General features: G+C 50.2%; 22 protein-coding genes and 2 pseudogenes. 8 read left to right on the top strand and 16 right to left on the bottom strand.

Annotated features, from left to right (window positions below; genetic code table 11):
* Positions 1-59: 59 nt before the first annotated feature.
* From H6750_03915 to H6750_03985, 15 genes are all read right to left on the bottom strand, one after another.
* Positions 60-1,034, bottom strand: a complete 975-nt coding sequence (locus tag H6750_03915; protein ID MCB9773455.1) for a ketoacyl-ACP synthase III — start codon at positions 1,032-1,034, stop codon at positions 60-62.
* Positions 1,035-1,055: 21 nt separating this feature from the next.
* Positions 1,056-2,051, bottom strand: a complete 996-nt coding sequence (gene plsX / locus H6750_03920) for a phosphate acyltransferase PlsX (GenBank protein MCB9773456.1) — start codon at positions 2,049-2,051, stop codon at positions 1,056-1,058.
* Between the two features lie 45 nt (positions 2,052-2,096).
* Complete coding sequence (gene rpmF, locus H6750_03925; GenBank protein ID MCB9773457.1) at positions 2,097-2,279, bottom strand: 50S ribosomal protein L32; 183 nt, start codon at positions 2,277-2,279, stop codon at positions 2,097-2,099.
* A 38-nt stretch (positions 2,280-2,317) separates the two neighbouring features.
* Positions 2,318-2,740 (bottom strand): DUF177 domain-containing protein, encoded by a 423-nt coding sequence (locus H6750_03930; GenBank protein ID MCB9773458.1) that lies wholly within the window; start codon positions 2,738-2,740, stop codon positions 2,318-2,320.
* Between the two features lie 251 nt (positions 2,741-2,991).
* Positions 2,992-3,243: a 30S ribosomal protein S18 gene (locus tag H6750_03935; protein ID MCB9773459.1), complete on the bottom strand. Its 252-nt coding sequence runs from the start codon at positions 3,241-3,243 to the stop codon at positions 2,992-2,994.
* Positions 3,243-3,653 carry a single-stranded DNA-binding protein gene (locus H6750_03940; protein MCB9773460.1) on the bottom strand — a complete coding sequence of 137 codons (411 nt, stop codon included), beginning with the start codon at positions 3,651-3,653 and terminating at the stop codon, positions 3,243-3,245. Before H6750_03940 ends, H6750_03935 begins: the two co-directional genes overlap by 1 nt.
* Positions 3,637-3,984 (bottom strand): 30S ribosomal protein S6, encoded by a 348-nt coding sequence (gene rpsF / locus H6750_03945; protein MCB9773461.1) that lies wholly within the window; start codon positions 3,982-3,984, stop codon positions 3,637-3,639. Before rpsF ends, H6750_03940 begins: the two co-directional genes overlap by 17 nt.
* A 499-nt stretch (positions 3,985-4,483) precedes the next feature.
* Positions 4,484-5,062 carry an aminoacyl-tRNA hydrolase gene (locus H6750_03950; GenBank protein ID MCB9773462.1) on the bottom strand — a complete coding sequence of 193 codons (579 nt, stop codon included), beginning with the start codon at positions 5,060-5,062 and terminating at the stop codon, positions 4,484-4,486.
* A 3-nt stretch (positions 5,063-5,065) separates the two neighbouring features.
* Positions 5,066-5,785 (bottom strand): 50S ribosomal protein L25, encoded by a 720-nt coding sequence (locus tag H6750_03955; GenBank protein MCB9773463.1) that lies wholly within the window; start codon positions 5,783-5,785, stop codon positions 5,066-5,068.
* Between the two features lie 45 nt (positions 5,786-5,830).
* Positions 5,831-6,772, bottom strand: coding sequence for a ribose-phosphate pyrophosphokinase (locus H6750_03960; protein MCB9773464.1), 942 nt, complete (start codon positions 6,770-6,772; stop codon positions 5,831-5,833).
* Positions 6,773-6,884: 112 nt separating this feature from the next.
* A complete protein-coding gene (gene ispE, locus H6750_03965) occupies positions 6,885-7,832 on the bottom strand; it encodes a 4-(cytidine 5'-diphospho)-2-C-methyl-D-erythritol kinase (GenBank protein ID MCB9773465.1) in 948 nt (315 codons plus the stop codon).
* A gap of 18 nt (positions 7,833-7,850) precedes the next feature.
* A complete protein-coding gene (locus H6750_03970; protein ID MCB9773466.1) occupies positions 7,851-9,083 on the bottom strand; it encodes a type II secretion system F family protein in 1,233 nt (410 codons plus the stop codon).
* A gap of 54 nt (positions 9,084-9,137) precedes the next feature.
* On the bottom strand, positions 9,138-10,250 hold the full coding sequence (locus H6750_03975) for a type IV pilus twitching motility protein PilT (GenBank protein ID MCB9773467.1): 1,113 nt from the start codon (positions 10,248-10,250) through the stop codon (positions 9,138-9,140).
* A 27-nt stretch (positions 10,251-10,277) separates the two neighbouring features.
* Positions 10,278-12,101 carry a Flp pilus assembly complex ATPase component TadA gene (gene tadA, locus H6750_03980; protein ID MCB9773468.1) on the bottom strand — a complete coding sequence of 608 codons (1,824 nt, stop codon included), beginning with the start codon at positions 12,099-12,101 and terminating at the stop codon, positions 10,278-10,280.
* Between the two features lie 9 nt (positions 12,102-12,110).
* A complete protein-coding gene (locus H6750_03985) occupies positions 12,111-12,689 on the bottom strand; it encodes a CDP-alcohol phosphatidyltransferase family protein (protein ID MCB9773469.1) in 579 nt (192 codons plus the stop codon).
* 68 nt (positions 12,690-12,757) lie between these two features.
* On the opposite strand from H6750_03985, the gene H6750_03990 reads away from it, so the two are divergent.
* The 6 genes from H6750_03990 to mgtE all read left to right on the top strand — a co-directional run bounded on the left by H6750_03990 (position 12,758) and on the right by mgtE (position 19,279).
* A complete protein-coding gene (locus tag H6750_03990) occupies positions 12,758-13,171 on the top strand; it encodes a hypothetical protein (protein ID MCB9773470.1) in 414 nt (137 codons plus the stop codon).
* Between the two features lie 1,071 nt (positions 13,172-14,242).
* Complete coding sequence (locus H6750_03995) at positions 14,243-15,124, top strand: mechanosensitive ion channel (GenBank protein ID MCB9773471.1); 882 nt, start codon at positions 14,243-14,245, stop codon at positions 15,122-15,124.
* Between the two features lie 454 nt (positions 15,125-15,578).
* On the top strand, positions 15,579-16,052 hold the full coding sequence (locus H6750_04000) for a hypothetical protein (GenBank protein ID MCB9773472.1): 474 nt from the start codon (positions 15,579-15,581) through the stop codon (positions 16,050-16,052).
* 224 nt (positions 16,053-16,276) lie between these two features.
* The gene (locus tag H6750_04005) at positions 16,277-17,110 is read left to right on the top strand and encodes a mechanosensitive ion channel family protein (GenBank protein ID MCB9773473.1); all 834 of its coding nucleotides are present in this window, start codon (positions 16,277-16,279) and stop codon (positions 17,108-17,110) included.
* Positions 17,111-17,114: 4 nt separating this feature from the next.
* The gene (locus H6750_04010) at positions 17,115-17,978 is read left to right on the top strand and encodes a CBS domain-containing protein (GenBank protein MCB9773474.1); all 864 of its coding nucleotides are present in this window, start codon (positions 17,115-17,117) and stop codon (positions 17,976-17,978) included.
* Positions 17,975-19,279: a magnesium transporter gene (gene mgtE, locus H6750_04015; GenBank protein ID MCB9773475.1), complete on the top strand. Its 1,305-nt coding sequence runs from the start codon at positions 17,975-17,977 to the stop codon at positions 19,277-19,279. Before H6750_04010 ends, mgtE begins: the two co-directional genes overlap by 4 nt.
* A 51-nt stretch (positions 19,280-19,330) precedes the next feature.
* On the opposite strand, the pseudogene H6750_04020 reads toward mgtE, so the two are convergent.
* Positions 19,331-20,387 (bottom strand): annotated as a pseudogene (locus H6750_04020) (IS630 family transposase).
* Between the two features lie 174 nt (positions 20,388-20,561).
* Between H6750_04020 and H6750_04025 the strand changes: the two are divergent.
* Positions 20,562-21,597, top strand: a pseudogene (locus H6750_04025) (DUF21 domain-containing protein).
* A gap of 451 nt (positions 21,598-22,048) precedes the next feature.
* Complete coding sequence (locus tag H6750_04030) at positions 22,049-22,645, top strand: AsmA-like C-terminal domain-containing protein (GenBank protein MCB9773476.1); 597 nt, start codon at positions 22,049-22,051, stop codon at positions 22,643-22,645.
* Positions 22,646-22,754: the final 109 nt, after the last annotated feature.

Raw genomic sequence — 22,754 nt, forward strand, 5'->3', positions numbered from 1 at the left:
TTCCTCTGCTTTTGTGCCAATAATTTCATTCAGGAAGGAGAAATCCGCCGGCAGTCACGTTACCAACGAACGACCGCTGAAGCCCAGGTAAGACCTGCACCAAATGCAGCCAACAGCACCACACTTCCTTTATGAATTCTTCCCTCCCGAACAGCCTGATCGAGCGCCAACGGAATCGATGCTGCAGAGGTATTACCAAATCGATCTAAATTTATCATCAACTTTTCCCGACCCAACCCCAATCGCTGGCTCACCGCATTCAATATCCGCATATTGGCCTGATGAGGAATGAACAGATCGACATCGTCCATTGCTAATTTATTGGCCTCTAATGCCTCTTTGGTGGCCTCTTCCATGGATTTAACAGCAATTTTAAATGTTTCATTGCCCTTCATTTTTATAAAACACCGTTTTTCCTGAAGAACCTCTTTGGATGCCGGTTCCCGCGATCCGCCTCCAGGCACCTGAATCATATCCGAGAGTCCGCCATTGGCATGCAAATGGGTGGAAAGGATTCCCGAACCTTCAGTGCCTTGTCCTACCACCACCGCCCCAGCCCCGTCGCCAAATAAGACGCACGTATTGCGATCGGTCCAATCGGTTATCGCCGACATAACTTCGGAACCAATGACCAATACGTGCCGCATACCATTTTTCACATAGGCGTCTGCGATAGCCAACGCATAGATAAACCCGCAGCAGGCGGCGGAAATATCACACGCCGCTGCCCGATTCGCTCCTAACCGATGTTGGATGAGACAGGCAGTGGAAGGCAGAGGGGAATCACCTGTACAGGTGGCGACAAGGATCAGGTCGATCTCGGATGGGGCCACATCAGCATCTATTAACGCACGCTGAGCCGCCTCAACCGCTAAATCGGAACAGGCCTGCCCCGGGTCAACCACTCGGCGCTCCCTGATCCCTGTCCGTTCAATAATCCAGGTATCAGAGGTCTCAACCATGCGTTCTAAATCCGCATTGGTCAAGACTCGCTTGGGAACATAGGCCCCTGTCCCTAAAATCAGACTATTCATATATGAAACACCGTGTTGAACTCACCTGCATCCTTGGGCAATATCACCTTGGATTTCTTCAATCAAGCCGCCTTCCGCTAAAGCCTGAGCTCGAAGAATAGCATTCTTGATCGCCTTGGAGGAGGAACGACCATGACAGATCATACTGATACCTTCAACCCCTAAAAGTGGAGCCCCGCCGAATTCGGCATAATCGGTTTTTCTCCGTAACCGCAGAAGGGGGCCGGCCACAAACAGATAGGAAAGTCGACCCAGAGCTGACTGGGCAATTTCTTTCATCAGCATTTTTTTTATCGCATCCGCCAATCCTTCAGAAATTTTCAAGGCCACATTTCCAATAAATCCATCGGTCACTATGACATCGGCATTCCCACTATAAACATCTCGTCCTTCAACATTACCAATGAAATTAATAGGGCTATCTTTCAACAATTTAAAGGTTTCTTTGGTGACTTCATTCCCTTTTGTGTCTTCTTCACCAATACTCAATAGACCTACCCTTGGACGATCAGTTCCCAGGAGATGCCTCCCATATTCATGCCCCATGATTCCGAACTGGAAGAGCTGTCTGGCCGTACAATCAACAGTAGCGCCCACATCGAGCATGATGGCCTTACCCTGGCGAGTCGGCAATGTCGCGGCGATTGCCGGCCGTTCTACCCCCTGGATCAATCCCAAAAGAAAAAATGCTGACACCATCGTAGCGCCCGTATTTCCTGCACTCACCAATGCGTCGGCGTGTTTATTTTTGACTAATTCTGTAGCTTTCCATATGGAAGAATCTCGTTTTTTTCTGGCAATCAACGCAGGAGATTCATGCATATCCACAACCTGTGGCGCATGAAAAATCTCTATGCCGGCCTTGGTGCCGCCCAGTTTGTCCAGATGAGATTGGAGAGAGGGTTCGTCCCCGACCAGGATAATCGAGAGAGAGGATTCCCTTGTAGCCTGTATGGCTCCTTCGACATTGGGAGATAATCCATGATCCCCCCCCATCGCGTCCACGGCTATTTTCATGGGTTTGGTGTTAAAAGATGGCTGACTCGAGTAGGAAAATACCGTTTATCCCTCTTCAACCGAGATGATAGCGATACCCTTATAGGTTCCACAATTTAAACATGTCGTATGAGATGGCTTGGGCTCATGACATTGAGGGCACGTAGACAAATTTGGCGGGGTGAGCTTGAGATGAGATCGCCTCTTATCTCTACGGGCTTTAGAAATTTTGTGTTTAGGATTTGCCATATTAGTCCAACTTTTCAGTTAAGGGGTGACTGTTGCCTTCACGATCCTCTTCGAACAGAAACAGAGGAGCGCTTGGATGGATTTCTTTTTGATTTTGTTTGCTGGAAATTTGGCACTGGTGCTGAGCTAGTCACTGGGGTACAACACCCGCATATGCCATCATTTAAATTGCTCCCGCATACTTGGCACAATCCGAGGCAGTTTTCATTACATAAAGATTGAAGGGGGGTAGCAAGAATAAGCTGCTCTCGAATAGCCGGAAGAAGGTCGATGTCATTTCCTGTAATAGGGTATACATCATCTTCCTCCGTCGCATTCTCATCGATGGATTTGTCGCGTCCCTTTCCCCCTTTTCCTTTATCCCTGTGCGGCACAATCACATTGACCGCTTTCACGGCCTTTTTAAATTCCGCTTCACACGACAGGGATACATCTTCCTCAAATTGATCCAGGCAACGCACACATTCCCTGGCCATCCTTCCAGATATTTTCCCTTGAAAATGTGCTGACCGCTCCCCGGTCAGAAACAGGTCTCCATGACAAATTAAGTTTCCAATAGGGATTCCCTCATCATGGGAGAGCAATAGGTCCGAAGGCGTAACCTCATGATGAATTTGAAGACCTGTTGGTGGAACATCAAGTAGATTGATGGTTATAGACATTTAACAACCACACCTTTCTACCTGCCCCATTTCGAAGAATACTGGTGATCTCAGTGTTCTTCTGCAAATGAAAGGATAGCCACATGCCTGGCACGCTTAATCGCTTGGGTTAACTTTCTTTGATGCCGCAAGCAATTTCCGGAGGTCCGACGAGGAATAATTCGTCCGCGTTCCGTGAGAAAATTCCTCAATAAATTTGAATCCTTGTAATCCAATGGCGTCTTATCGAAGCAAAAGCGGCACACTCTTTTCCGCTGAAACAATCGTCCTTTTTCCACAGAAACCTCTCCTAGGCTAAAAATTAGGGCATGGGGTCTGGATAATACTCTTCCGGATCATAAGTAGACTCCTCACTCACTCCTGCCCCAGAGGTACCCGAGGAGGACTTTTTCGGCAAGAACGTTACTGTTTGAGCAACGACTTCATGTTTGCTTCTCTTCTGCCCGTCATCCGTTTCCCACCGCCGTTGTTGTAGGCGACCATCAACGATGGCTCCATCACCTTTATTGAGGTACTGACCACAATGTTCAGCTTGTCGCCCAAACACGACAATATCAACATAACATACCTCTTCTTTTTGATCATCGGCCTGACGATATCGACGGTTGACCGCTAACGGGAAATTAACCACAGGTGTGCCGCTGGGTGTATACCGAAGCTCGGGATCTCTAGTCAGATTTCCAATCAATATGACTTTATTGAATCCCACCATCTTCTGCATCCTCCACACTGGCCTCACCTACGGCTACCAAATCACTTGGGTTCAGCCGGACCGTCATAAACTTCATCACCAGATCTTCCATACGCTGAAAGCGCTCCAACTCAAAAACGACCGTAGGGGGGCCTTCAAATTGAACTGTAACATAGGTCCCCTTTCGCTCATGTTGAATATCATAGGCCAGCTTCTTTTTCCCGCTATTCTCCAATTTTAAAATGTTCGCTCCAGCCTGATTCAGAACTTCCTTCATTTTTTCAATCACCCGCTCATTTTCTGTTTCCGCTTGAACGGGCCGAAGAATACACAGTGATTCATACAGTTTCATACGTAACCTTTCCTCTGACAGTATTTTTCTAGTTTTCAGGCAGAGCAATCGTGTTGTATCACAAAAGGGGACACAAGCTACCATAGGGTAAATTGGAGTGTCAAACTCCTTTTAGGAATAGAAACGGCCAATTCCGAACCTAAAAGCCTGGCATGGTTTCTCAGTGAACATGGGCTGCTTTAACACTTAAAAACAAGCGGAAGACGGTCGAATTCTAATATCCCTACCCAAAACGGCATACTGGTCTCTCTCCTAAAGAGGCCACTTCCTAAACAGTCGAAAATCCGCTTCCCCCTTCATCTAATCTCAATGTCCAAATGAATCCTAATTCAGGTCAGCGGGATTACAACCGCTCGCATTCGAAGCTTTTTGAGAAACCAAGGTCATTTCACTAATCAAAGAGCCGGGAAATGAGAGAGGCTGCCTCAGCTCTTGTCCACGAATTTAACGGGATGGGTTGATCCACTTCTGTCCGGCGGATTGGTCAATACACAAATATTCACAGACCTGTCTCAGAGGACCGCACATGAAATCGATTCATGGCAATAGCCGGCCCTTCACAAATTAAACATTCCAACGCATCAACGGCTTTCGGAAGAATTGAGACAACCTGCTCCCACTCTTCTGATGAAAATGGTGAAAGCACAAAGTTCGCAGGGCTCGTATGATTCTGAGGACGTCCTATGCCAACCTTAACCCTGGAGAATTCTTCCGTTTCCAGGCAGGACAAAACAGAACGCAGACCATTATGACCACCAGCACCACCTCGGGTTTTGATCTTGAGCATTCCCAGAGACAGGTCCAGATCGTCGTGGACAACAATGAGATCAGGCGAATTGGGAGACAACTTCTGAAGAACAGACCGGACTGCCACCCCAGCTTGGTTCATCCACGCAAGAGGAAGAAGAAGCAAAACCGGATGGCCTTTAACTTCACCTTTTCCAAGAAACCCATCCTCTTGCTTGGCCCACGTCACACGCCAACGATCCGCCGCTTTCTCAAGAACCATCCAGCCCAGGTTGTGTCGCGTGTATTTGTAGGACTCTCCCGGGTTTCCAAGTCCCACCAACACATGCAAGGGCTACTTCTTGCCTTCCTTCGCCTTACTATCTGACGCGGCCTTCGTTTTATCTGCCGCCGCAACAGCCCCTCCAGTGGCAGCCCCCTCGGCAGCTTTTTCCGCAGTAGCAACAGGAGCCACCCCTTCAGCCACCTCGCGAGCCAAGAGGGACTCTAATTTCGCTTCAGACATTTTCGTGGCAACATGGGCAACCATGAGATCCTCGTCATCCAAAATCTTGAGACCTGTCGGGACTGTAACTTCCTTCACATGTATACCGTCACCAATCCCAAATCCTGATGCATCGATTTCAATGTGATCCGGAATTTGAGCCGGTAAACACTCAATATGAAGTTCGCGCATGACCTGATGCAAAATACCGCCTTCTTTCACACCAACAGGGACTTCTCCGATTATCGTCACGGGGACTTTAACGCGAATGGCTTTTTTCATCGAGACTTCAAAGAGATCCACATGAAGAATCGCCCCGGTAATGGGATCAATTTGGTGGTCTTGAAGGACGGCGATCCGTTCTTGCCCACCGGAAATCCGAACAGTCAGCAACCCAGTGTGGCCAACCTGAGAAATCACCAGATTACGAGCCGTCTTATGGTCCATGGCCACAAATTCAGACTTCCCTCCTCCATATAGAACTCCAGGAATTTTCCCTTGTCGCCGTAGTTGCCGCGCCACGCCTTTTCCAGCCTGATCCCGTTTTTCAACTTCAAGTTCATATTTCATCGTCTTGCCCTTTTTTAAATGAGAGTGAATGAAAAGTTAGCTAATTTATACAAACAAGGATGTCACCGACTCTTCACGATGAATCCTCAAAATCGCCTCACCCAACAAAGGAGCAACGGTGAGAGTCTTCAGTTTTGGACATTGCTGATCCTTCCCATTTAAAGGAATGGTGTTTGTGACCATTACCTCACGGAGACAAGACGATTGCAACCTCTCCAGTGCTGGACCGGACAGGACTGCATGGGTACTCCCAGCCCAGGCCGACAACGCTCCGTTATCCATACAGGTTTGAGCTGTCTGTACAATGGTTCCCGCCGTATCAATCATGTCATCAAACAATAACGCATGCTTATCCTGAACATCCCCAATAATATTCATCACTTCAGCCTGATTCGGCGATTCCCGCCGCTTATCGATAATCGCGAGAGAGGAATTCAGTCGTTTGGCAAATGCTCTCGCTCGCTCGACCCCTCCCGCATCAGGGGAAACGATCACCAAATCAGAGACATTTTGCTTTTTAATATAGTCCAACATCACAGGCATGGCATAAAGGTGATCAACGGGAATATTGAAGAATCCTTGAATCGGTCCGGCATGAAGATCCATGGTCAGAATCCGATTCGCGCCGGCTGCGGTGATCAAATCCGCAATTAATTTGGCACTTATGGGCACCCGGGGTTGATCTTTTCGATCCTGCCTCCCATATCCGTAATAAGGAATGACCGCCGTGATCCTGGAAGCTGATGATCGTTTGACTGCATCGATCAGGAGCAACAACTCCATAATCGAAGTATTCACCGGGTGGCAGCAGGATTGAATCAGAAAAACATCGCCTCCCCGCACATTCTCATCAATTCTAACCCTGATCTCTCCATCACTAAAGGTTGTAACCGTTGCCTGACTCAAATCCTGCCCGATATACTGGGCAATTTCTTTGGCCAACGCAAGGTTGGAGTTACCCGTGATCAATTTTAAATCTCTGAGCATGGCGGTAGTCTCAACTTGCCTAGGTGAACCTGAACCGTAGCAGATTTTCAGGAAAAAAAGCAGAGCAAAGGTAATTCTACGATTGGCGGCTTGTCAACTCAAATCACTCAATTTAGACTTTGGAAACCTGAGAAGACGAGCCAACATGGAATGGGTCATGAGGTAAATCAGTCGAACCCATCGGGATATCAAAGATTCTCCAGCTCGTATCATGTCGCAACCGAGTAGAAGCCTGCCTGGCTTCTTCCTGAGTTCGGAAAATCCCAAATACAGTAGCTCCACTACCTGATAATAGTGCGGCTTGAGCCCCAAAGGAAAGCAGCGTGTCTTTAATGAATCCCAAAATCGGATAAAACGGAAACAACGGCGGTTCAAAATCATTTTCCATTATCCCGATCACTTCCTCCCAGGAAAGGCTCAATTCACGATTTATCCTCTTCGTAAATTCACCTAGAGGTTTGACGGCCTCCCGTTGGGAGGACAGCTGTTTATATGCCCATTTTGTCTGAATCGGAAAGCCGGGATTGACGAGAACGACCCACCGTTCGCCTTTGAGAGAACAGGCCTTCACTTCCTGGCCCCACCCCTGAACCACTGCACAAGGTGCGTTAAAAAAAAATGGAATATCACTTCCGAGTGTGGCACCAGCCTCACACAAGTCAGATACGGTCCAATTTAACCCTAGCAATTGACTAAGGCCATACAGAGTGGCAGCGGCATCACTACTCCCACCTCCCAGGCCGGCCGACAAGGGAATAACTTTGGTTAGCTCAATATCAACCCCTATATTCTTTTCAGAACGCTGAAGTACCAATTCAGCCGCCCGATAAACCAAATTTCCCTTATCCAAGGGTAACGGCGCATCTCCACACGTTAAGACAAGACCCTCCCGGTCAGGGTTAAGCCTAATTCGGAGGAGATCAAAGACATCGACCGTATGCATGAGAGACCACAAATTATGATACCCATTGGGCAATCGATCCAATACCCGAATCAACAGATTCACTTTGGCCGGTGCCCGCACCACGATTTCGGTCACAGATGTATCACTCCCACTCATGACGAAAAACCTCCAGACTCACCCAATAACTGAACCGATAGAAAAAATGGGAAGATACATCGCTATAACGACAAGGGCAATCCCACAACCCACGACCAAGATGATAAAGGGCTCTAACACCGACGTTAAAGTGGCCACTGTTCGATCGACCTCTTGCTCAAAAAGATCCGCAATTTTTTCCAGCATAACATCCATGGAACCGGTTGATTCTCCCACTTTAATCATTTGGGGAACCATTGTGGGAAAAACCTGGCCAGCCCTCAAAGTCTCGGAGAGGGGTCGCCCATTTTGAATCGCTATGGCCGCCAGCTTGATGCTTTGCTCAAAGATTTTATTTCCAGTCACTGTGCCCGCCACACCCAAGGCCGACAGCAACGGAACCCCACGACGAACTAAAAACCCCAATGTTCTGGAAAAACGCACCGTTGCCGCTTTTTGGATCACGGACCCAAAAAGGGGGACTCCTAACAGCCACCCATCAATGGCCTGTCGACTTTTCGGGTTTTTGAGGAACCACCGGATACCCATAACCAAACTTCCCCCAAATGCCGCCAACAGAAAAAAGTGATCCCGAACCCCCTCAGCCAGGTCAATCACCACTTGCGTCAACCAGGGAAGCGATTCGCCCATATCTTGGAATAAGCCCGAAAAAAGAGGGACCACCCAAATCAGTAAAAAAACCAGGACAATCAACGCCACAGCCAGGAGCAAAGCCGGATACGCCAATCCGGAGAAAATTTTCGCCCGCAACTGAGCCTGTTTATCAAGGTACACTGCCAGTTGGGTCAAACTCTCGTCCAAGCGACCCGTCATCTCTCCTACTTCCACCATACTGCGGTAAAATTCATTAAAGACAGTTGGATTGCGCTTTAAGGCATGAGCCAACAAGGCTCCGCCCTCCACATCCTCTCGGATATGCTTAACCACTTGTTGCAAGGCCGGGTTTTCAGCTTCACTGGAGAGAATGTCCAGGCATTCCAACAGAGGCACACCCGCCCGAATCAAGGTTGCCAGCTGATGGGTAAAGACCACCAATTCTTTATTGCTCACGCCTCTCCAGTTCCACCGGCGGCTCCAGCTGGTCAGATGGCCACTGAGATTGAATACCCTTTCAGCTTTTTCCTGCAGACCGGTTACCAAGACGTCTTGCCTGCGAAGAAGCTGCAAAGCCTCACTGGAAGTAGCAGCCATTACTTCCCCGTGGACAGTCTGTCCATCCAAATTTTTGGCACGATATTCAAATCTCGGCATTTCGAATTATTGCTCACTTTTTCCGTGGAAGATCAAGAAGGCTCTCAATGACTTCTACATCCGAGGACGCAACCTGGCCAAGGACATCGCTCCAGGTCGCTCCCGACCCGTGCGCTCCAGTAGCTTGGATAACTCATCAGGAAGAGTTGTGAGTCCCATAGCGAGTTCAGAGGATATCACTCCTTGGCCAGCCAAGTCGGCCAACGCTTGATTCATGGTTTGCATGCCATATTGAGCTTGTCCCGTTTGCATCATGGAATACATTTGATGGATCTTGTCTTCCCGAATCAGATTTCGTATGGCCGGAGAGGTAATCAGAATTTCCAAAGCCAGAACCCGGCCCCGTCCCTCTGAACGTGGCAAAAGCCTCTGTGCCAGAATACCTTCCAGCACCATCGACAACTGAATACGAATTTCTTGTTGCTGATGGGAGGGAAACACCGAGATCAATCGTGTCAGCGTGTGAATCGCAGAATTCGTGTGCAAAGTGGCCACTGTAAGATGTCCGGTTTCAGCCATGGTGAGAGCCGCCTGAATGGTCTCGAGATCCCGCAATTCGCCCAAAAACACCACATCGGGATCCTGGCGTAAGATACCTTTCAGTGCAGATTGGAATTCCCGGACATCGGATCCCACTTCCATTTGAGATACCAAACTTTTTTTATGTGAATGTAGGATCTCAATGGGGTCTTCTAACGAAATAATATGGGCAGGCCGCGCTTCATTTATATGATCCAACATTGAGGCCAATGTCGTACTTTTCCCGCTTCCGGTCGGCCCGGTTACCAAAATCAGCCCTTGGGGCTTTTTCATTAATTCCCCAATAATGGGTGGTAGCCCTAATTCTTCAAACGTCGGAATCTTCCCGGACACTGTTCGAATGGCCATGGCCAAGGATCCCTGCTGGGTATAGACATGGACCCGAAACCGACCGATAGCAGGCACGCTGTAGGCCCCATCCCAGGTTCCGGTCTTCATAACCTGTTGATGCTGGGCATCCGTCAACAGACTCGCGGTTAACTGAAACATGTCCTGGTTGGTCAATGGCGGAGACTCCATCGGGCGTAAATGTCCGTCCACCCGGAGGCGAGGCACACTGCCGGAAACCAGGTGCAAATCCGATCCGCCCTGCCGGCACAATTCACCCAGGAGTTCAGTCAATTCCATTGAGCATCCGTTCCTCTTCAGACGTCCTTACACAAAAGCATCAGATCTCGTTTCCGCAAACACCTCACTAACGGTCGTCAAGCCACCTTGAACCGCCGCCAGCCCCGCTTGTCTAAGTGTGCGAAATCCTTCGCCTATCGAACAGTTGATCAAGTCATTCGTCGAGGCCCGTGCCAAAATTTTTTCATGCAGCCCTTCAAAAATAGGCAGGGTCTCAAATAAGGCCATGCGTCCTTTAAATCCGGTCTGGTGGCAAAACACACACCCACGCCCTTTCATCGCCTGAACCGACCCGAGCACATGCTCTTCAAACCCCAGCTCCCGCAGCTGAAATTGAGATACCGGCTCCAGCTCCCGACAATGATCACAAATTTTCCGCACTAATCGTTGGCCCACAATGAGTGAGACGGCGGAAGACACCAAAAACGGCTCAATGCTCATATCGATGAGCCGGGTAATCGCCCCTGGGGCATTCATGGTATGCAGAGTTGAAAGAACTCGATGGCCAGTCAAAGAAGCCTGAATTGCGATTTGCGCGGTTTCTCGATCACGAATTTCCCCCACCATCATGACGTCAGGATCCTGGCGCAAAAAAGCACGCAACCCGGCCGCAAAATTCAATCCAATCTCTTCATGAATTTGCATCTGATTGATGCCCTGGATTTGGTATTCCACGGGATCTTCGACAGTGACAATATTCATCTGAGGAGTATTCAAAAATTGTAACGCGCTATAGAGGGTTGTTGTCTTCCCGCTCCCCGTAGGCCCTGTCACCAGGATCATCCCATAAGGATTTTCCAAAGCCGTCGTCAACCGGTCCAAATCAGGCTGGTTAAGCCCGATATTGGTTAAATGTAACGCCAGCCCTGACTGATTCAAGAGACGCAGGACCGCTTTTTCGCCAAATAAACAGGGCAGAATGGCCACTCGAATATCAACATGGGGAACCCCCTCTATCTTCATCCGTCCATCCTGGGGTAACCGACGCTCCGCAATATCCAGATCGGAAAGAATTTTCACCCTGGCGAGTAATGCCTGATGAAGGTCTTTAGGCAAATTTTGAATCGGGCACAAGACACCATCCAACCGAAAGCGAACCCGGATCATAGTCTCCATCGGCTCAATATGAATATCACTCGCCTCCATTTCAATGGCCTGCCGCACAAGCCCATTCACAACCTCCACAGCTGAAGAATCTTTATCAATTTTGACATGACGCTTCACGCCAGATATTTCTGCTTTATCCTGAAGAATTATGGATCTTTCTTGATCACGCAAACCGTTAGCAGAGGCACAGACAGGGCCAACAGGCGTTCCCATCGAATTGGGTGAAATGCGGTCGCCATTTCCCCGGTTTTTGAAAGTACCCTCCTCATCTTTTTGCATGGGTTCGGTGGGTGAGGAAGATTTTTCTGGACCCTGGCCATACACATGGGAGATCGCCGTCCGTAAATCCGATTCGGTTGCTACCATGGGGATGATGTGCAACCCTGTCCGGAATCGCAAATCATCCAACAAAGAAGCATTCGTGGGGTCGGCCATAGCCAGACTCAGTCGTGAAGTGGTTTTCCGAATCGGCAAAACGAGGTGCCGGCGGACCACGTCATAAGGAACCAATCCCCGAAGACTCCCGTCAATCGAGCACGTAGACAATTCTACGGTGGCAACTCCATAGTGCTGGCTGAGAAACGCTAATAAGGTAGATTCAGACAGAACCCCCATCCGAACCAGAATGCTCCCAAGACGCCCTCCTTCTCCCTGCTGAATATCAAGCGCCTGAGACAAATCATCTGAGGAGATCACTTTCGCATCCACTAACTGTAGGCCGACCCGCTCTCGATTCAACTGCATCCTCCTGTTTTAGCCTTCTTTCTTGCCCGAGGAATTGAGCCGTTGAATTCCCCGAAATAGATAATGCACTCCAGAACCAGTCGTCAGGATCACCATTACCGTGAGAAAAGGAATAATGCTTGCGGAAGGAACACGCCCGGTCGCAAAGAGCAGTACTATGATGACATAGCAAATTTGGGCAAAAGTGGTACCCTTTCCCAGCCAGGTGGGAGTAATATCGATGTCGATTTCCGTTAAATTGGCCAATATAGTCCCCGTGAGGAGAATGGCATCACGACTCACCACAAGAATCACCGCCCAGATCGGGATAAAATGGAGAACAGATAAGGTTACAATGGCCGACATGAGGAGTAATTTGTCAGCCAGAGGATCGAGATACTCGCCGAGGCGAGTGCGCTGATCAGTGATACGGGCAATGGCCCCATCCAGGCCATCCGTCACCGCCGCGACTAATAATGTCACGAGGGCATAATCATAGTATTCGTAGAGCAAAAACCCCACGAAGACCGGAACAAGGAGAATTCTGAGGACTGTGAGACTGTTAGGAAGGTTGATTGGAATGTCGGCACCCGATGACTCGCGGACCATTTCGCCACAACCCCTTTCTCACAAACGTATTTTTCCTAAGCGTAGGGAAGGTTACGTTGGGATTCTGAGTGAAGTCAACCACGCTTGCGACCCTCATCGAGGCGGCCTATAATCCATTTCCACAAAAGGAAAAAATACCGCCACCCATCGTTAAGCCGGAGCCAGAGCACATGACATCGCTTCCCTTATCCTTTCGAGTCAGAAATGCCGTCGTGGAAAAGCATCAATTGGAGGGCATGGATCCTAGCGACCGATATTTCAATCGAATGATCCCCATTAAACGGGTGGAACGCGGATACTCGGGAACGGTCATGTATGAAGCCCTCAATCTCCAGTCCCAGGTCTATCGAACCGTGCAGGAAAGCCTGAAGGACCTTATCGATCAACTTCGGGAATTAGGTTTTACCACCATGCGCACCCGCCTCAATTTCAAAGGCCAACAATACCTGGCGGAAAAAGAAACCTGGGTTGAATATCCGTAAGCCAAATCTTGGGGCTCAAACCAAACCACATCATGAGGACCTTTATATTTCAGAACCCCCCTCTCGATCACCGACATTAGCCACTTGTTTCTTCATCCGTTGGGGGAGTTGTCGCCACCGCACTCAGAGCCGAACGGCCTGGACGAACTCCCATAGAAGTCTTCGTGCAACGCCAGCTCCTCAAAGAACAATAGATGACGCGTGACCAACGCCTGAGCTAGACGATCTCCGGTGAACGAAATAAGGAGCTGCCTGACACCTCCCTTCGCTTCCGGATCTCACCCGAAGCATGGACGGTGCCACCAAACTGCTCGACGACATCCACAGCTGGACCATAAACCGTTGATTTGGGAGGTCCGCTTCAACACTCCTCTGCTCTGCCCGTCTACACTGGGGCCACCTACCCCTTGCGCTTCACGGGAAGATAGGCCTCCCCGCCAGCTCCCCGGGTAGGGCAAAAGATTTTGCCGAATTCATGCGTTGCTCACCACACGGGTTGCCCGGCAATCCCGCCTAGATAACCCAGACCCTTCGCGCCCTAATCGTTCAATCGGTTCCTTACCAGGATCGACCGCTCCACTCCTGTACACCCCATTGAGCCGATTCTCATTCGAGTCCGTATTGGTGGTACCGCCGATATCGAGTGTCTGCCAGGCTTAAAGTACGAAATACCCTGCTGCCTAACGAGTTGTAAGGCTCCTCCGCTAAAGTCGGGGAAAAAACTTTGTCGTGCCCCCACTTCTCACCTCATTCGGGTTGAAGCTTGACACTCTCGCGAATGTCTGGTTTATTTGGACCACTTCAGACTCTGTTTAATCCGACTTTTCTTTAACCGCACCAAGTCTTAACGCCAAGCTACCCCTCCTTGTCCCCTCGAAACCAGTTAACCCCAAGTGGCAAGATTCATCTGTCATATGCTCTTCCTTCCGCTTTGTTCTCCTCTATCTTTTCAGACATTTTTCTGGTTAATTCATCTAAACCGGCACGTCAAAAAATGACAAACCTCAGAAAAAGTCGCATCTTCAATCATAATGGGGCAATAAATTCATAACACCTCAAAGGAGCGCCACCATGGATCTTTCAACGGTCCTGAACGGATTGGATCACTTTTTCACCTATCCCTTATTCACCATCAATCAGACCCCGATTACCCTCTCGTCTCTGGCGTTTTTTGTGTTCATCATGAGTGGCTTTATGATCATCAACACCCTGATACGACGTTTTCTGATGGACCAATTACTCAAACGCTCCAAGATGCCCAAGGCGACACAATACACCTTAACCCGGATTATTCAATACTTCCTGATTCTTATCGGAACCGTGATTGCCTTTCAAGTTATCGGCGTCGACCTGAGCGGGCTTGTCGTCATTTTTGGATTTCTCTCCGTCGGAATTGGATTCGGCCTGCAAAATCTGACGTCCAATTTCATCGCGGGACTCATGTTGCTGTTCGAACAACACATCCAGATCGGGGACCGCATCACCGTGGGAGACACTGAGGGAGATGTCGCAGAAATCAACATTCGATCCACCACCATTCGCTCTCTGAACAACGTGGCCATCGTTGTACCCAACTCCGAATTTATCTCCTCCACGGTTATCAACTGGTCGCACGGTGACCCTAAAACCCGTTTAGAGATTGAGGTGGGAGTTTCTTACAATTCAGATTTAGACAAAGTAATCAGTTCGCTTTTGGAAGCGGCAAAAGAAAACCCTATGGTGTTACCCCACCCAGAACCGAAGGCCTGGCTGATGGGTTTCGGAGATTCCGCCTGGAACATGCGTTTATTAGCCTGGGTGGAAGATCCACAAGGCAGAAGACAGGTTCAATCCGATATTAATTGCGCCATCGTCAGGAAGTTTCGGAAGAATGGTGTCGAAATTCCTTTCCCTCAAAGAGATCTTCATGTCCGAACCTCCGTTCCTTTGTCCATCTCATCCTTATCGACCTGAACAGAGGGCTTAGACCTCAATCGGAGCAGGAAGGCCTCCCACGGCTTTGGGCATTGTCTGGAGTTACTCCTCTTGCAAACCACTTCCACATTACTCCATAGCATTTGAGAAGCTCTCACAGCATTGCTAGAATGACACCAGGCTGAGAGGCCCCCAAAAAATGTAGACATCACAGGTGATCCTCTTGCCCCGGTTTGAAATGTTTCAATCATTCTTTCATATGTGGCCTTATGAACATTCAAGTGACAACGATCTAGGCGCCATCCACGATATCTCCAAAAATTGAAGCACTTCCTCTCCAAGTAAACGAAAGTTCTACGCGACATGACCGGAGAAACACCCTATGTGACTGGGGATCGTTCATTTGCACGCAGGAAAATTCGTCTTTCGCAGAGTCTTCCTTTAAAAAAGGAAGGGGCACAATAGTCCTTCTGTAACCGCGGAGAAGACGTGAATGAAATCCTTGATGGTCTACATATCGGTGTTTGTCTTAGGAGTAGGATTGGGTTTAGGGGCACCGTTTCTTGCCGCCCGATATGCCCAACCCTATATACCCCAATTCCTTCAAGAAGCGGTCCATCCTCTGACCGGGACGGTCACACATAAGGAACGCCAGCAGGACCGATTGTTAATGACTGTCACCACGCGAGATGGCACCATCCTTGCCACCTTTAGGAAACAGGTTCCAGAGATTGACCTGCTTGTCGAAGAACAGGATTCTGTGACGTTGGACGTCAAGCAATACGAACCTTTTGTGACTGACCCCCCAGTCATTAAAGTCAACAAACTCACACGGCCGGTCCCCGAACCGGCCCAACCCTCATCCACAATCGAACCCGAACCTCTGCCGGACTCTCCGTTGAACCAGGTCCCCGCATCAGAAGAAACATCTGAGAACACAGAACCTTCTCATCTCCCTCTCAATTAATGGTTGAGGGCCCAGGGGAAGAGAAAACCCCAAGTGATAACATGTGGGCGCAACGCCGCCAAATGCCACTCCGGCAAGGACATGCTCTCTCAGAATGATCGAACGCCACGTGACACTTGTCGACCCAGCCGGCGCCATAAGGAATATCGTCTCTCTGATCGTTCAGCTCATTGTCGGAATGTTTACCGTATTTCTGCTTATTTATTTCTAAGGAGGTCAATCCCATGGATATCACCCTTTGGACCGCAACGCTTGAGGAATCGTTTGAGTATAGTTTCAAGCTGTTTATGGCCTATCTTCCCAAAAGCCTAGGAGCTTTGATGTTGTTAGGCCTGGGAATTCTCTTGGGAAAAATCGTTGAAGCGGGAACGAGCCGCGTGTTGCATATGATCGGCGTCGATCGTTTACTGGGGGGCACCGGTGTTCTGACGCTGCTCAAAAAAATCGGTAGCCAAAAAACAATTTCACAAATTGTTGGCCTTCTGGGATTTTGGCTGGTATTTCTCCTCTTTCTGATCTCCGCCACCGAAGCCTTAAGTCTCGCCCTTTTGTCCGAAACCTTAACCGGACTGGTCCACTATCTGCCCAAAATCGGCATGGCTACCCTTATTCTCGTACTAGGCCTCCTGGCCACAAACTTTGTACGCGACCTGATCTCTGTTGCGTGTGATTCTTCCGGAATCCGGCAAGGCACCATCATCGCGCAAACGGTCTATATAGCCGCTACTCTGCTGGTTCTGGTGACGGCCATCAATGAGTTGGGAATTGACACATCGCTGCTCAACCAAATCATTGTCATTCTCATTGCCGGACTCATTGCCGGAGCCGCCTTATCATTCGGAATCGGTTCTCGCTCAGCCGTGAAGAATCTGATTGCCGCCCACTACATTCAACCCATTGTCCGAATCGGGGAAAAAATTCAGGTTGGCGCCTACAATGGCACCGTCACAGCCATAACTCCCATGGTCGTCGTCCTGGATACGGCGAAAGGACGGGTCGTGATTCCTGCCGCACAATTTACTGAGGTCACCAGCATTCTTTCTCCAACGGAGGGATAAGCCGATGAATTTGACTCAACAGCTTCGGGAAACCTTTATCCAGGAACATCCATTGGAGGCGGCACGCTACGTGGAGGAACTTCCGGCTCAGTCAGCGGGAGAAATGTTGCACACCATGGAGCCCCAACATATTGCCGCCTTTCTGGAGTATTGTCTTCCCGGCCCAACGGCCGAAATTCTTAAACAGTATCCACCGGCAACCAGCGCAGTCATACTCAGCCGGTTATCAACCCGGTCGGCACGGGCAGTCCTTCGACAGTATGATTCATCCACACAAACCTCTCTCCTGGATCAGGTTGACCCGGCCATCGGTGCACATCTTCGGCGATCAATCAATTTGCCGGACCATACCGCCGGCAGCCTCGCCGATCCGCATGTTCTGACGCTTCCCCCGGACATCACCGTCGCGAACGCCTTACAGCGGGTGACCCAAACCGTCGGGCAAGCCATCTACTATTTATACATCATTGATCATCAGACGATCCTGCGCGGAGTCATCCTCATGAAAGAGCTGCTTGGAGCCGAACCGACGATCACCGTGTCCTCCATCATGCAGCCGGAAGTGAAAGCGATCCCGGCTACGGCCAATGCCCTGGACATTGTCGCCCACCCCGCATGGGCTCAATACGACAGCCTTCCGGTCATTGATCAAGACCGTACGTTTATTGGCGCGCTTCGACATCGAACACTGAGGCACTTCCTCCAGTCACGTTCCGGGGAGTATCAACCGGCATTTCTCTCCGATGCCCTCCTGCAACTGTGGGAAGCGTATTCCCTCTCAGGAATCGGCCTGATGACCGCCCTGGGAGAATCCCTGAGCACATCCACACCGCCCACCCCTCCCCGGAAAGAACAGGAAACACCATGACGACACCTGCAACGACTGAACAAATGCATCTGGCCTTTATTGCCAAATTTCCTGATGAAGCCGCACATGTGTTTGAGTCCTATGATCCCCAGGAGGTGATCCCCATACTTGCCGATTTACCCCCCACAGTGATCGCAAAGGTCCTCTCGGTCATGTCACCCTCATTGGCCGCAGACCTCCTCGGAATCATTCCGCAACCATTACTCCTGAGTGCGCTTCCTCATCTCCAACCCGCAGTGGCCGCCTCTCTCCTCCAGCGAATGCCGGATGAGACTCGTGAAGCCATTTTGGGTGCCCTCCCCCTGCTCGTCTCAGCCGACATTGGTCCATTCATGGAGTATTCGGAGGATTCGGTCGGCATGCTCATGGATGTTAAATTCTTTGCGCTCCCGGAGGACCTGACAGTCGAGGAAGCTATCCGACAGGTTCGCACCCATGACACCCAGCATCTCAATGAAATCTACATTATTGATCGCAGTCAGATCCTCGTGGGCGTTTTATCCCTCAGGGATCTGTTTTTAGCCCCTCCAAAGAAGAGACTTGCGGTCTTGATGAAACGAGAATTACCGACCATTCATCCCCTGGAAAATCAGGAACAAGTCGTAGAAATTTGCAACGAATGGAAGGTCCTGACTATTCCGGTCACCGATTTGGACGGCCGCCTCCTCGGAATCATCAGCAGTCAAGACATCATTCAGGTTGAAAAAGAAGAAGCCACCATTAGCATGCAAACCATGGTGGGTGCCAGCAAGGACGAACGAGCCCTGTCGCCGCCGGGATTCGCCATTCGCAAACGTCTCCCCTGGCTACAAATCAATCTGCTCACAGCCTTTTTGGCAGCGTTTGTGGTGGGGTTATTTGAGGACACTATTGCCAGATTCACGGCATTGGCCGTTTTGCTCCCTGTCGTGGCCGGGCAATCGGGGAATACAGGGGCTCAAGCGCTCGCGGTAGTCATGCGTGGATTAGCCTTGCGGGATATCCGTCCTTCTCAATGGCTCCGCGTGACCCTGAAAGAATCCTATGTCGCCTTGGCCAATGGAGTGGCAGTGGCCGCGACGACATGTACCGCCGTATTCGTCTGGAGCCAATCCTGGGGATTAACCATGGTCATCGGCGTTTCCATGATTATCTCCATGGTCATGGCCGGATTTTCCGGGGCAATCATTCCCATCATCCTTCGATCCCTGAAACAAGATCCGGCTCAATCATCATCGATCATCTTAACCACCGTAACCGATGTGGCAGGATTTTTTAGTTTTTTAGGGCTCGCAACCCTGTTTTCAGCTCTCTTAGAATAGGCACCCGCGTGAAACTATCCTGCAATCTAGTGTCTCGTCTTGAAAGTCATGTTAATGGGCACGCCGAAGGGCCTTCTTGATGATGTCGGCAGGCTCTTTGGTCCAAACGAACGGCGTTGGGTTATCGTTCCACCGGTCGATGTAGTGTCGAATATGCTTAATCAGGGCACGGACCGTGTCAAAGGACCCTCGGCGAACCGATTTGCGGATAAGAATACCGAACCAGGCCTCAACCATGTTCAGCCAGGAGGCGCCCGTTGGGGTGAAATGGAAATGCACACGGGGATGGCTTTCCTGCCACGCTCGCACTTCCGGAGTTTCGCGTGGCGACGAGTTGTCGAGGATGACGTGCAGATCGCGCTTGCGGTAGCAACGGGCCAGAATCTTGAGGAACCGGAGGACGTCGGCGCCGGTGTGGCGGTCTCTGCACTCCCCAACGACCTTCCCAGAGGCAACCGCCAAAGCCGCGTAGAGGCTCGTCAGGCCGTTGCGACAGTAGTCGTGGGTCTGGCGGGCCGGCAGTCCAGGCCGAAGAGGCAGGATCGGCTGGGTTCGGTTGAGAGCCTGGATCTGGGTCTTCTCGTCGACGCTCAAGACCACGGCATTGGTTGGAGGGTTGAGGTACAGTCCGACAACATCGTGAATCTTCGCCTCGGCTTGGGGGTCGCTGCTGAACTTGAACGTCTCGATCCGATGCGGCTGCAGGTCATGAGCCCGCCAGATCCGGTGGACGGTGCTGTGAGACACCTCGACCTCGCCCGCCAGATCGCGAGAGCTCCAGTGCGTCACGCCGGGAGGAGGAGGTTTCAGTGTCATCGCAACAACTTGGGCCCGCTTGCGGGCACTAATCAAGAAGCCGGCTCGAGCGTGGCTTGTCCTGAAGCCCCAACAGTCTCTCCTCGGCAACGCGCCGAAGGAGCCGGCTAATCTGAACGACCGAGTCCCCGCTCATGCGTGCGATCTCAGCACCCGAAACGTTATCGGCCATCAGCAACACCACGCGTCCCCGGCGGGCAAGTCCCGCCGAGACCGAGGGAGATCGTGGGAGCCTCTCCAACTCAGCCCTTTCGGCAGCCTTCAGAACGATGGATCGAGAGTGGTTGGCCATGTGCCCTCCCCCATGAGATGTACATGACTAACATATCATCATGACTTACGATACGAAACATTAGCCAATTGTCCAACCCCAATACACCATTCCCACCTGTACAGCATCCCTGTTTCGGGACAAGGTTCATAAGAGATCTCTCTCACACATATTGGGTCGTATAGACTTTCAGATATGACGATTTCACTTCTCAGTTGGATTGGTATCCTTTTCTGTTTGACCGGATCAGCCATTTGCTCAGGCTTGACCCTTGGGTTCTTCAGCCTAAGCCGCATTCACCTGGAACTCTCAGCGAAACAAGGTGACAAGACGGCCAACACGATCTTACAAATCCGGCAGGATGCGAACTTCCTCCTTGCCACACTGCTCTGGAGTAACGTGGCCGTCAATGTCCTCCTGACGCTTCTCGCCGAGGATCAAATGGTCGGCCTAATGGCGTTTTTTTCTCGTTTTGTTTGGGATTACACTTTTTGGGGAAATTCTTCCCCAAGCCTATTTTTCACGAAATGCATTGAGATTGGGAGCGAAATTCACTCCGGTGGTTCATCTCTTGCAGATCATCTTTTATCCTGTGGCCAAACCATCAGCTCTTCTTCTCGATCGCCTGGTCGGGAAAGAAGGGATCACCTGGCTTAAAGAGCATGAGCTCGATACCTTAATCAAAATTCATGCGCAAGCTCCTGAAACAGACATCAGTGGAGTCGAGGGCCATGGAGCATCCAATTTCCTCAATCTTGATGATATCTCGGCACTTGAGGAAGGATCGCCGCTCCATCCTCAAAGCATCATTTCGCTCCCCTTTGACGGGACAAATGTGCGCTTTCCCGCCATCACCCCTTCTGCCTCCGACCACTTCGTTCAGCAGATCCATGGGTCAAAGGAAAAATGGGTGGTGATCACGGATGAAGAACACGTCCCTCACGTCGTGTTAGATGCTGATGGATTCTTGCGTGAACTTCTTGTGGAACATCGAGACAAACCTTTTCGACATTGTCACCGACCTATCATTTTTGAGCACGCAAATATTCCGCTTGGTGACCTTCTGACACAATTCAAGGTCAATCTGGAACACCTTGAAGATGACGTCATTGACCACGATCTGGTTCTGATTTGGACACCAACCCACAAACGGATTATTACGGGCGCCGACATCCTGGGTAGACTCTTGCGCGGAATTGCCAAACGGAACCCACTGGTCAATTTCAGATAAAAGGATTGGGCCTGGATAAGGCAATCAGAATGAAAAAGGGCACATGGTCCATTCTTCCCTATACCTTCGAAGCACAAGGTCAATTATCGTGGAGGGATCGACCCTATGTTCGTGTGTTCCTCCAAACCGGAAGTGGAACGGAGCTATGTTTTCCCCAGGCGTCGTCATCGGAGAAAAAAATCTTGGTCTCTCCAGTACCGCCGTCAGATGGGGCTTGGAGGGAGGGAGTTGGGATTGGAGCCCTTGATATGTGAAAGGAAAAATGGAATCAACCACCCACACATCACAATCCACTTCCTCAAAAACGAAAAAGGAAACTCAAGCCATTATGTTAAAGTGGCGACAAAAAAATCAGACGGGAAAGGGAGATCTCACCCTCAAGGGGATTCTCATTGAAAACCTCCCGGCACCTTAGGCCGCTACGCCATCTCCCTTGACAGGAAGAGCGTCTTTGGTAACCTCGCTACACATGAGTCTTGGTAGCCGGAAGCTAATTCAACGCTCCTTGAGTGGAAAAAGGCGGGTGCAACTCCAGAAGGGACTAATACAAACCGGCCCGCTCCCGTTAAAAATCCTTGGAATGTTGAATGCGCCGAGTTTGTCAATCGGTAAAGTCAACCTTCTGGAAAAGGGTCTGTCGCACGATCAAATAGAAGGATCGTTTTCCACAGAGAATGGGCTACTGAGTTCCCAAGATTTGGCACTGAAAAGTCCGGTCATCCAGTTAACTGCCGCAGGCACCTATGACCTTCCCACCGAAAAACTCCATGGCATGGTAGCCTTCAGTCCGTTTAGGGCCAATTCGAATTTGCTCAAGGACATCCCTCCGTTGGGCTCTTTAATGAAAGGTGACCAAAAGGGCCTCATGACCGCGGTGTTTGAGGTCAAAGGACCCCGAACCGAACCTGACATTATTTACGCACTCTTGAAATCCTTCGCTGGAGCGCTGAAAAGGTTTGCGCAACTTGCGGTCGATGTCCTCAAAAATGTCGTCACGCTTCCTCTCCCGGATACCGAAAGCCAGAATGCAGAACGCACTTCCAAGTAACATATCGGCAGAGAAGCCCATAAGGCAGTTCTAGGGATAAATTTCAGTAGGAGAAACAGCAATGACTAAGGGGGAAGGACAAGTTGAATAAGCAACACCATCGTCAATC

The organism is Nitrospiraceae bacterium, assembly GCA_020632595.1.
In the GTDB taxonomy this organism is placed as follows: domain Bacteria; phylum Nitrospirota; class Nitrospiria; order Nitrospirales; family UBA8639; genus Nitrospira_E.

Excerpts from the sequence above, each read along its gene's own strand:
- rpsF (MCB9773461.1), bottom strand. The coding sequence starts at position 3,984 with ATGAAACTGTATGAATCACTGTGTATTCTTCGGCCCGTTCAAGCGGAA.
- H6750_03940 (MCB9773460.1), bottom strand. The coding sequence starts at position 3,653 with ATGGTGGGATTCAATAAAGTCATATTGATTGGAAATCTGACTAGAGAT.
- ispE (MCB9773465.1), bottom strand. The coding sequence starts at position 7,832 with ATGAGTGGGAGTGATACATCTGTGACCGAAATCGTGGTGCGGGCACCG.
- H6750_03975 (MCB9773467.1), bottom strand. The coding sequence starts at position 10,250 with ATGGAATTGACTGAACTCCTGGGTGAATTGTGCCGGCAGGGCGGATCG.
- H6750_03915 (MCB9773455.1), bottom strand. The coding sequence starts at position 1,034 with ATGAATAGTCTGATTTTAGGGACAGGGGCCTATGTTCCCAAGCGAGTC.
- mgtE (MCB9773475.1), top strand. The coding sequence starts at position 17,975 with ATGACGACACCTGCAACGACTGAACAAATGCATCTGGCCTTTATTGCC.
- plsX (MCB9773456.1), bottom strand. The coding sequence starts at position 2,051 with ATGAAAATAGCCGTGGACGCGATGGGGGGGGATCATGGATTATCTCCC.
- H6750_04000 (MCB9773472.1), top strand. The coding sequence starts at position 15,579 with ATGAAATCCTTGATGGTCTACATATCGGTGTTTGTCTTAGGAGTAGGA.
- H6750_03995 (MCB9773471.1), top strand. The coding sequence starts at position 14,243 with ATGGATCTTTCAACGGTCCTGAACGGATTGGATCACTTTTTCACCTAT.
- H6750_03970 (MCB9773466.1), bottom strand. The coding sequence starts at position 9,083 with ATGCCGAGATTTGAATATCGTGCCAAAAATTTGGATGGACAGACTGTC.
- tadA (MCB9773468.1), bottom strand. The coding sequence starts at position 12,101 with ATGCAGTTGAATCGAGAGCGGGTCGGCCTACAGTTAGTGGATGCGAAA.
- H6750_03955 (MCB9773463.1), bottom strand. The coding sequence starts at position 5,785 with ATGAAATATGAACTTGAAGTTGAAAAACGGGATCAGGCTGGAAAAGGC.
- H6750_04005 (MCB9773473.1), top strand. The coding sequence starts at position 16,277 with ATGGATATCACCCTTTGGACCGCAACGCTTGAGGAATCGTTTGAGTAT.
- H6750_03960 (MCB9773464.1), bottom strand. The coding sequence starts at position 6,772 with ATGCTCAGAGATTTAAAATTGATCACGGGTAACTCCAACCTTGCGTTG.
- H6750_03985 (MCB9773469.1), bottom strand. The coding sequence starts at position 12,689 with ATGGTCCGCGAGTCATCGGGTGCCGACATTCCAATCAACCTTCCTAAC.
- rpmF (MCB9773457.1), bottom strand. The coding sequence starts at position 2,279 with ATGGCAAATCCTAAACACAAAATTTCTAAAGCCCGTAGAGATAAGAGG.
- H6750_04010 (MCB9773474.1), top strand. The coding sequence starts at position 17,115 with ATGAATTTGACTCAACAGCTTCGGGAAACCTTTATCCAGGAACATCCA.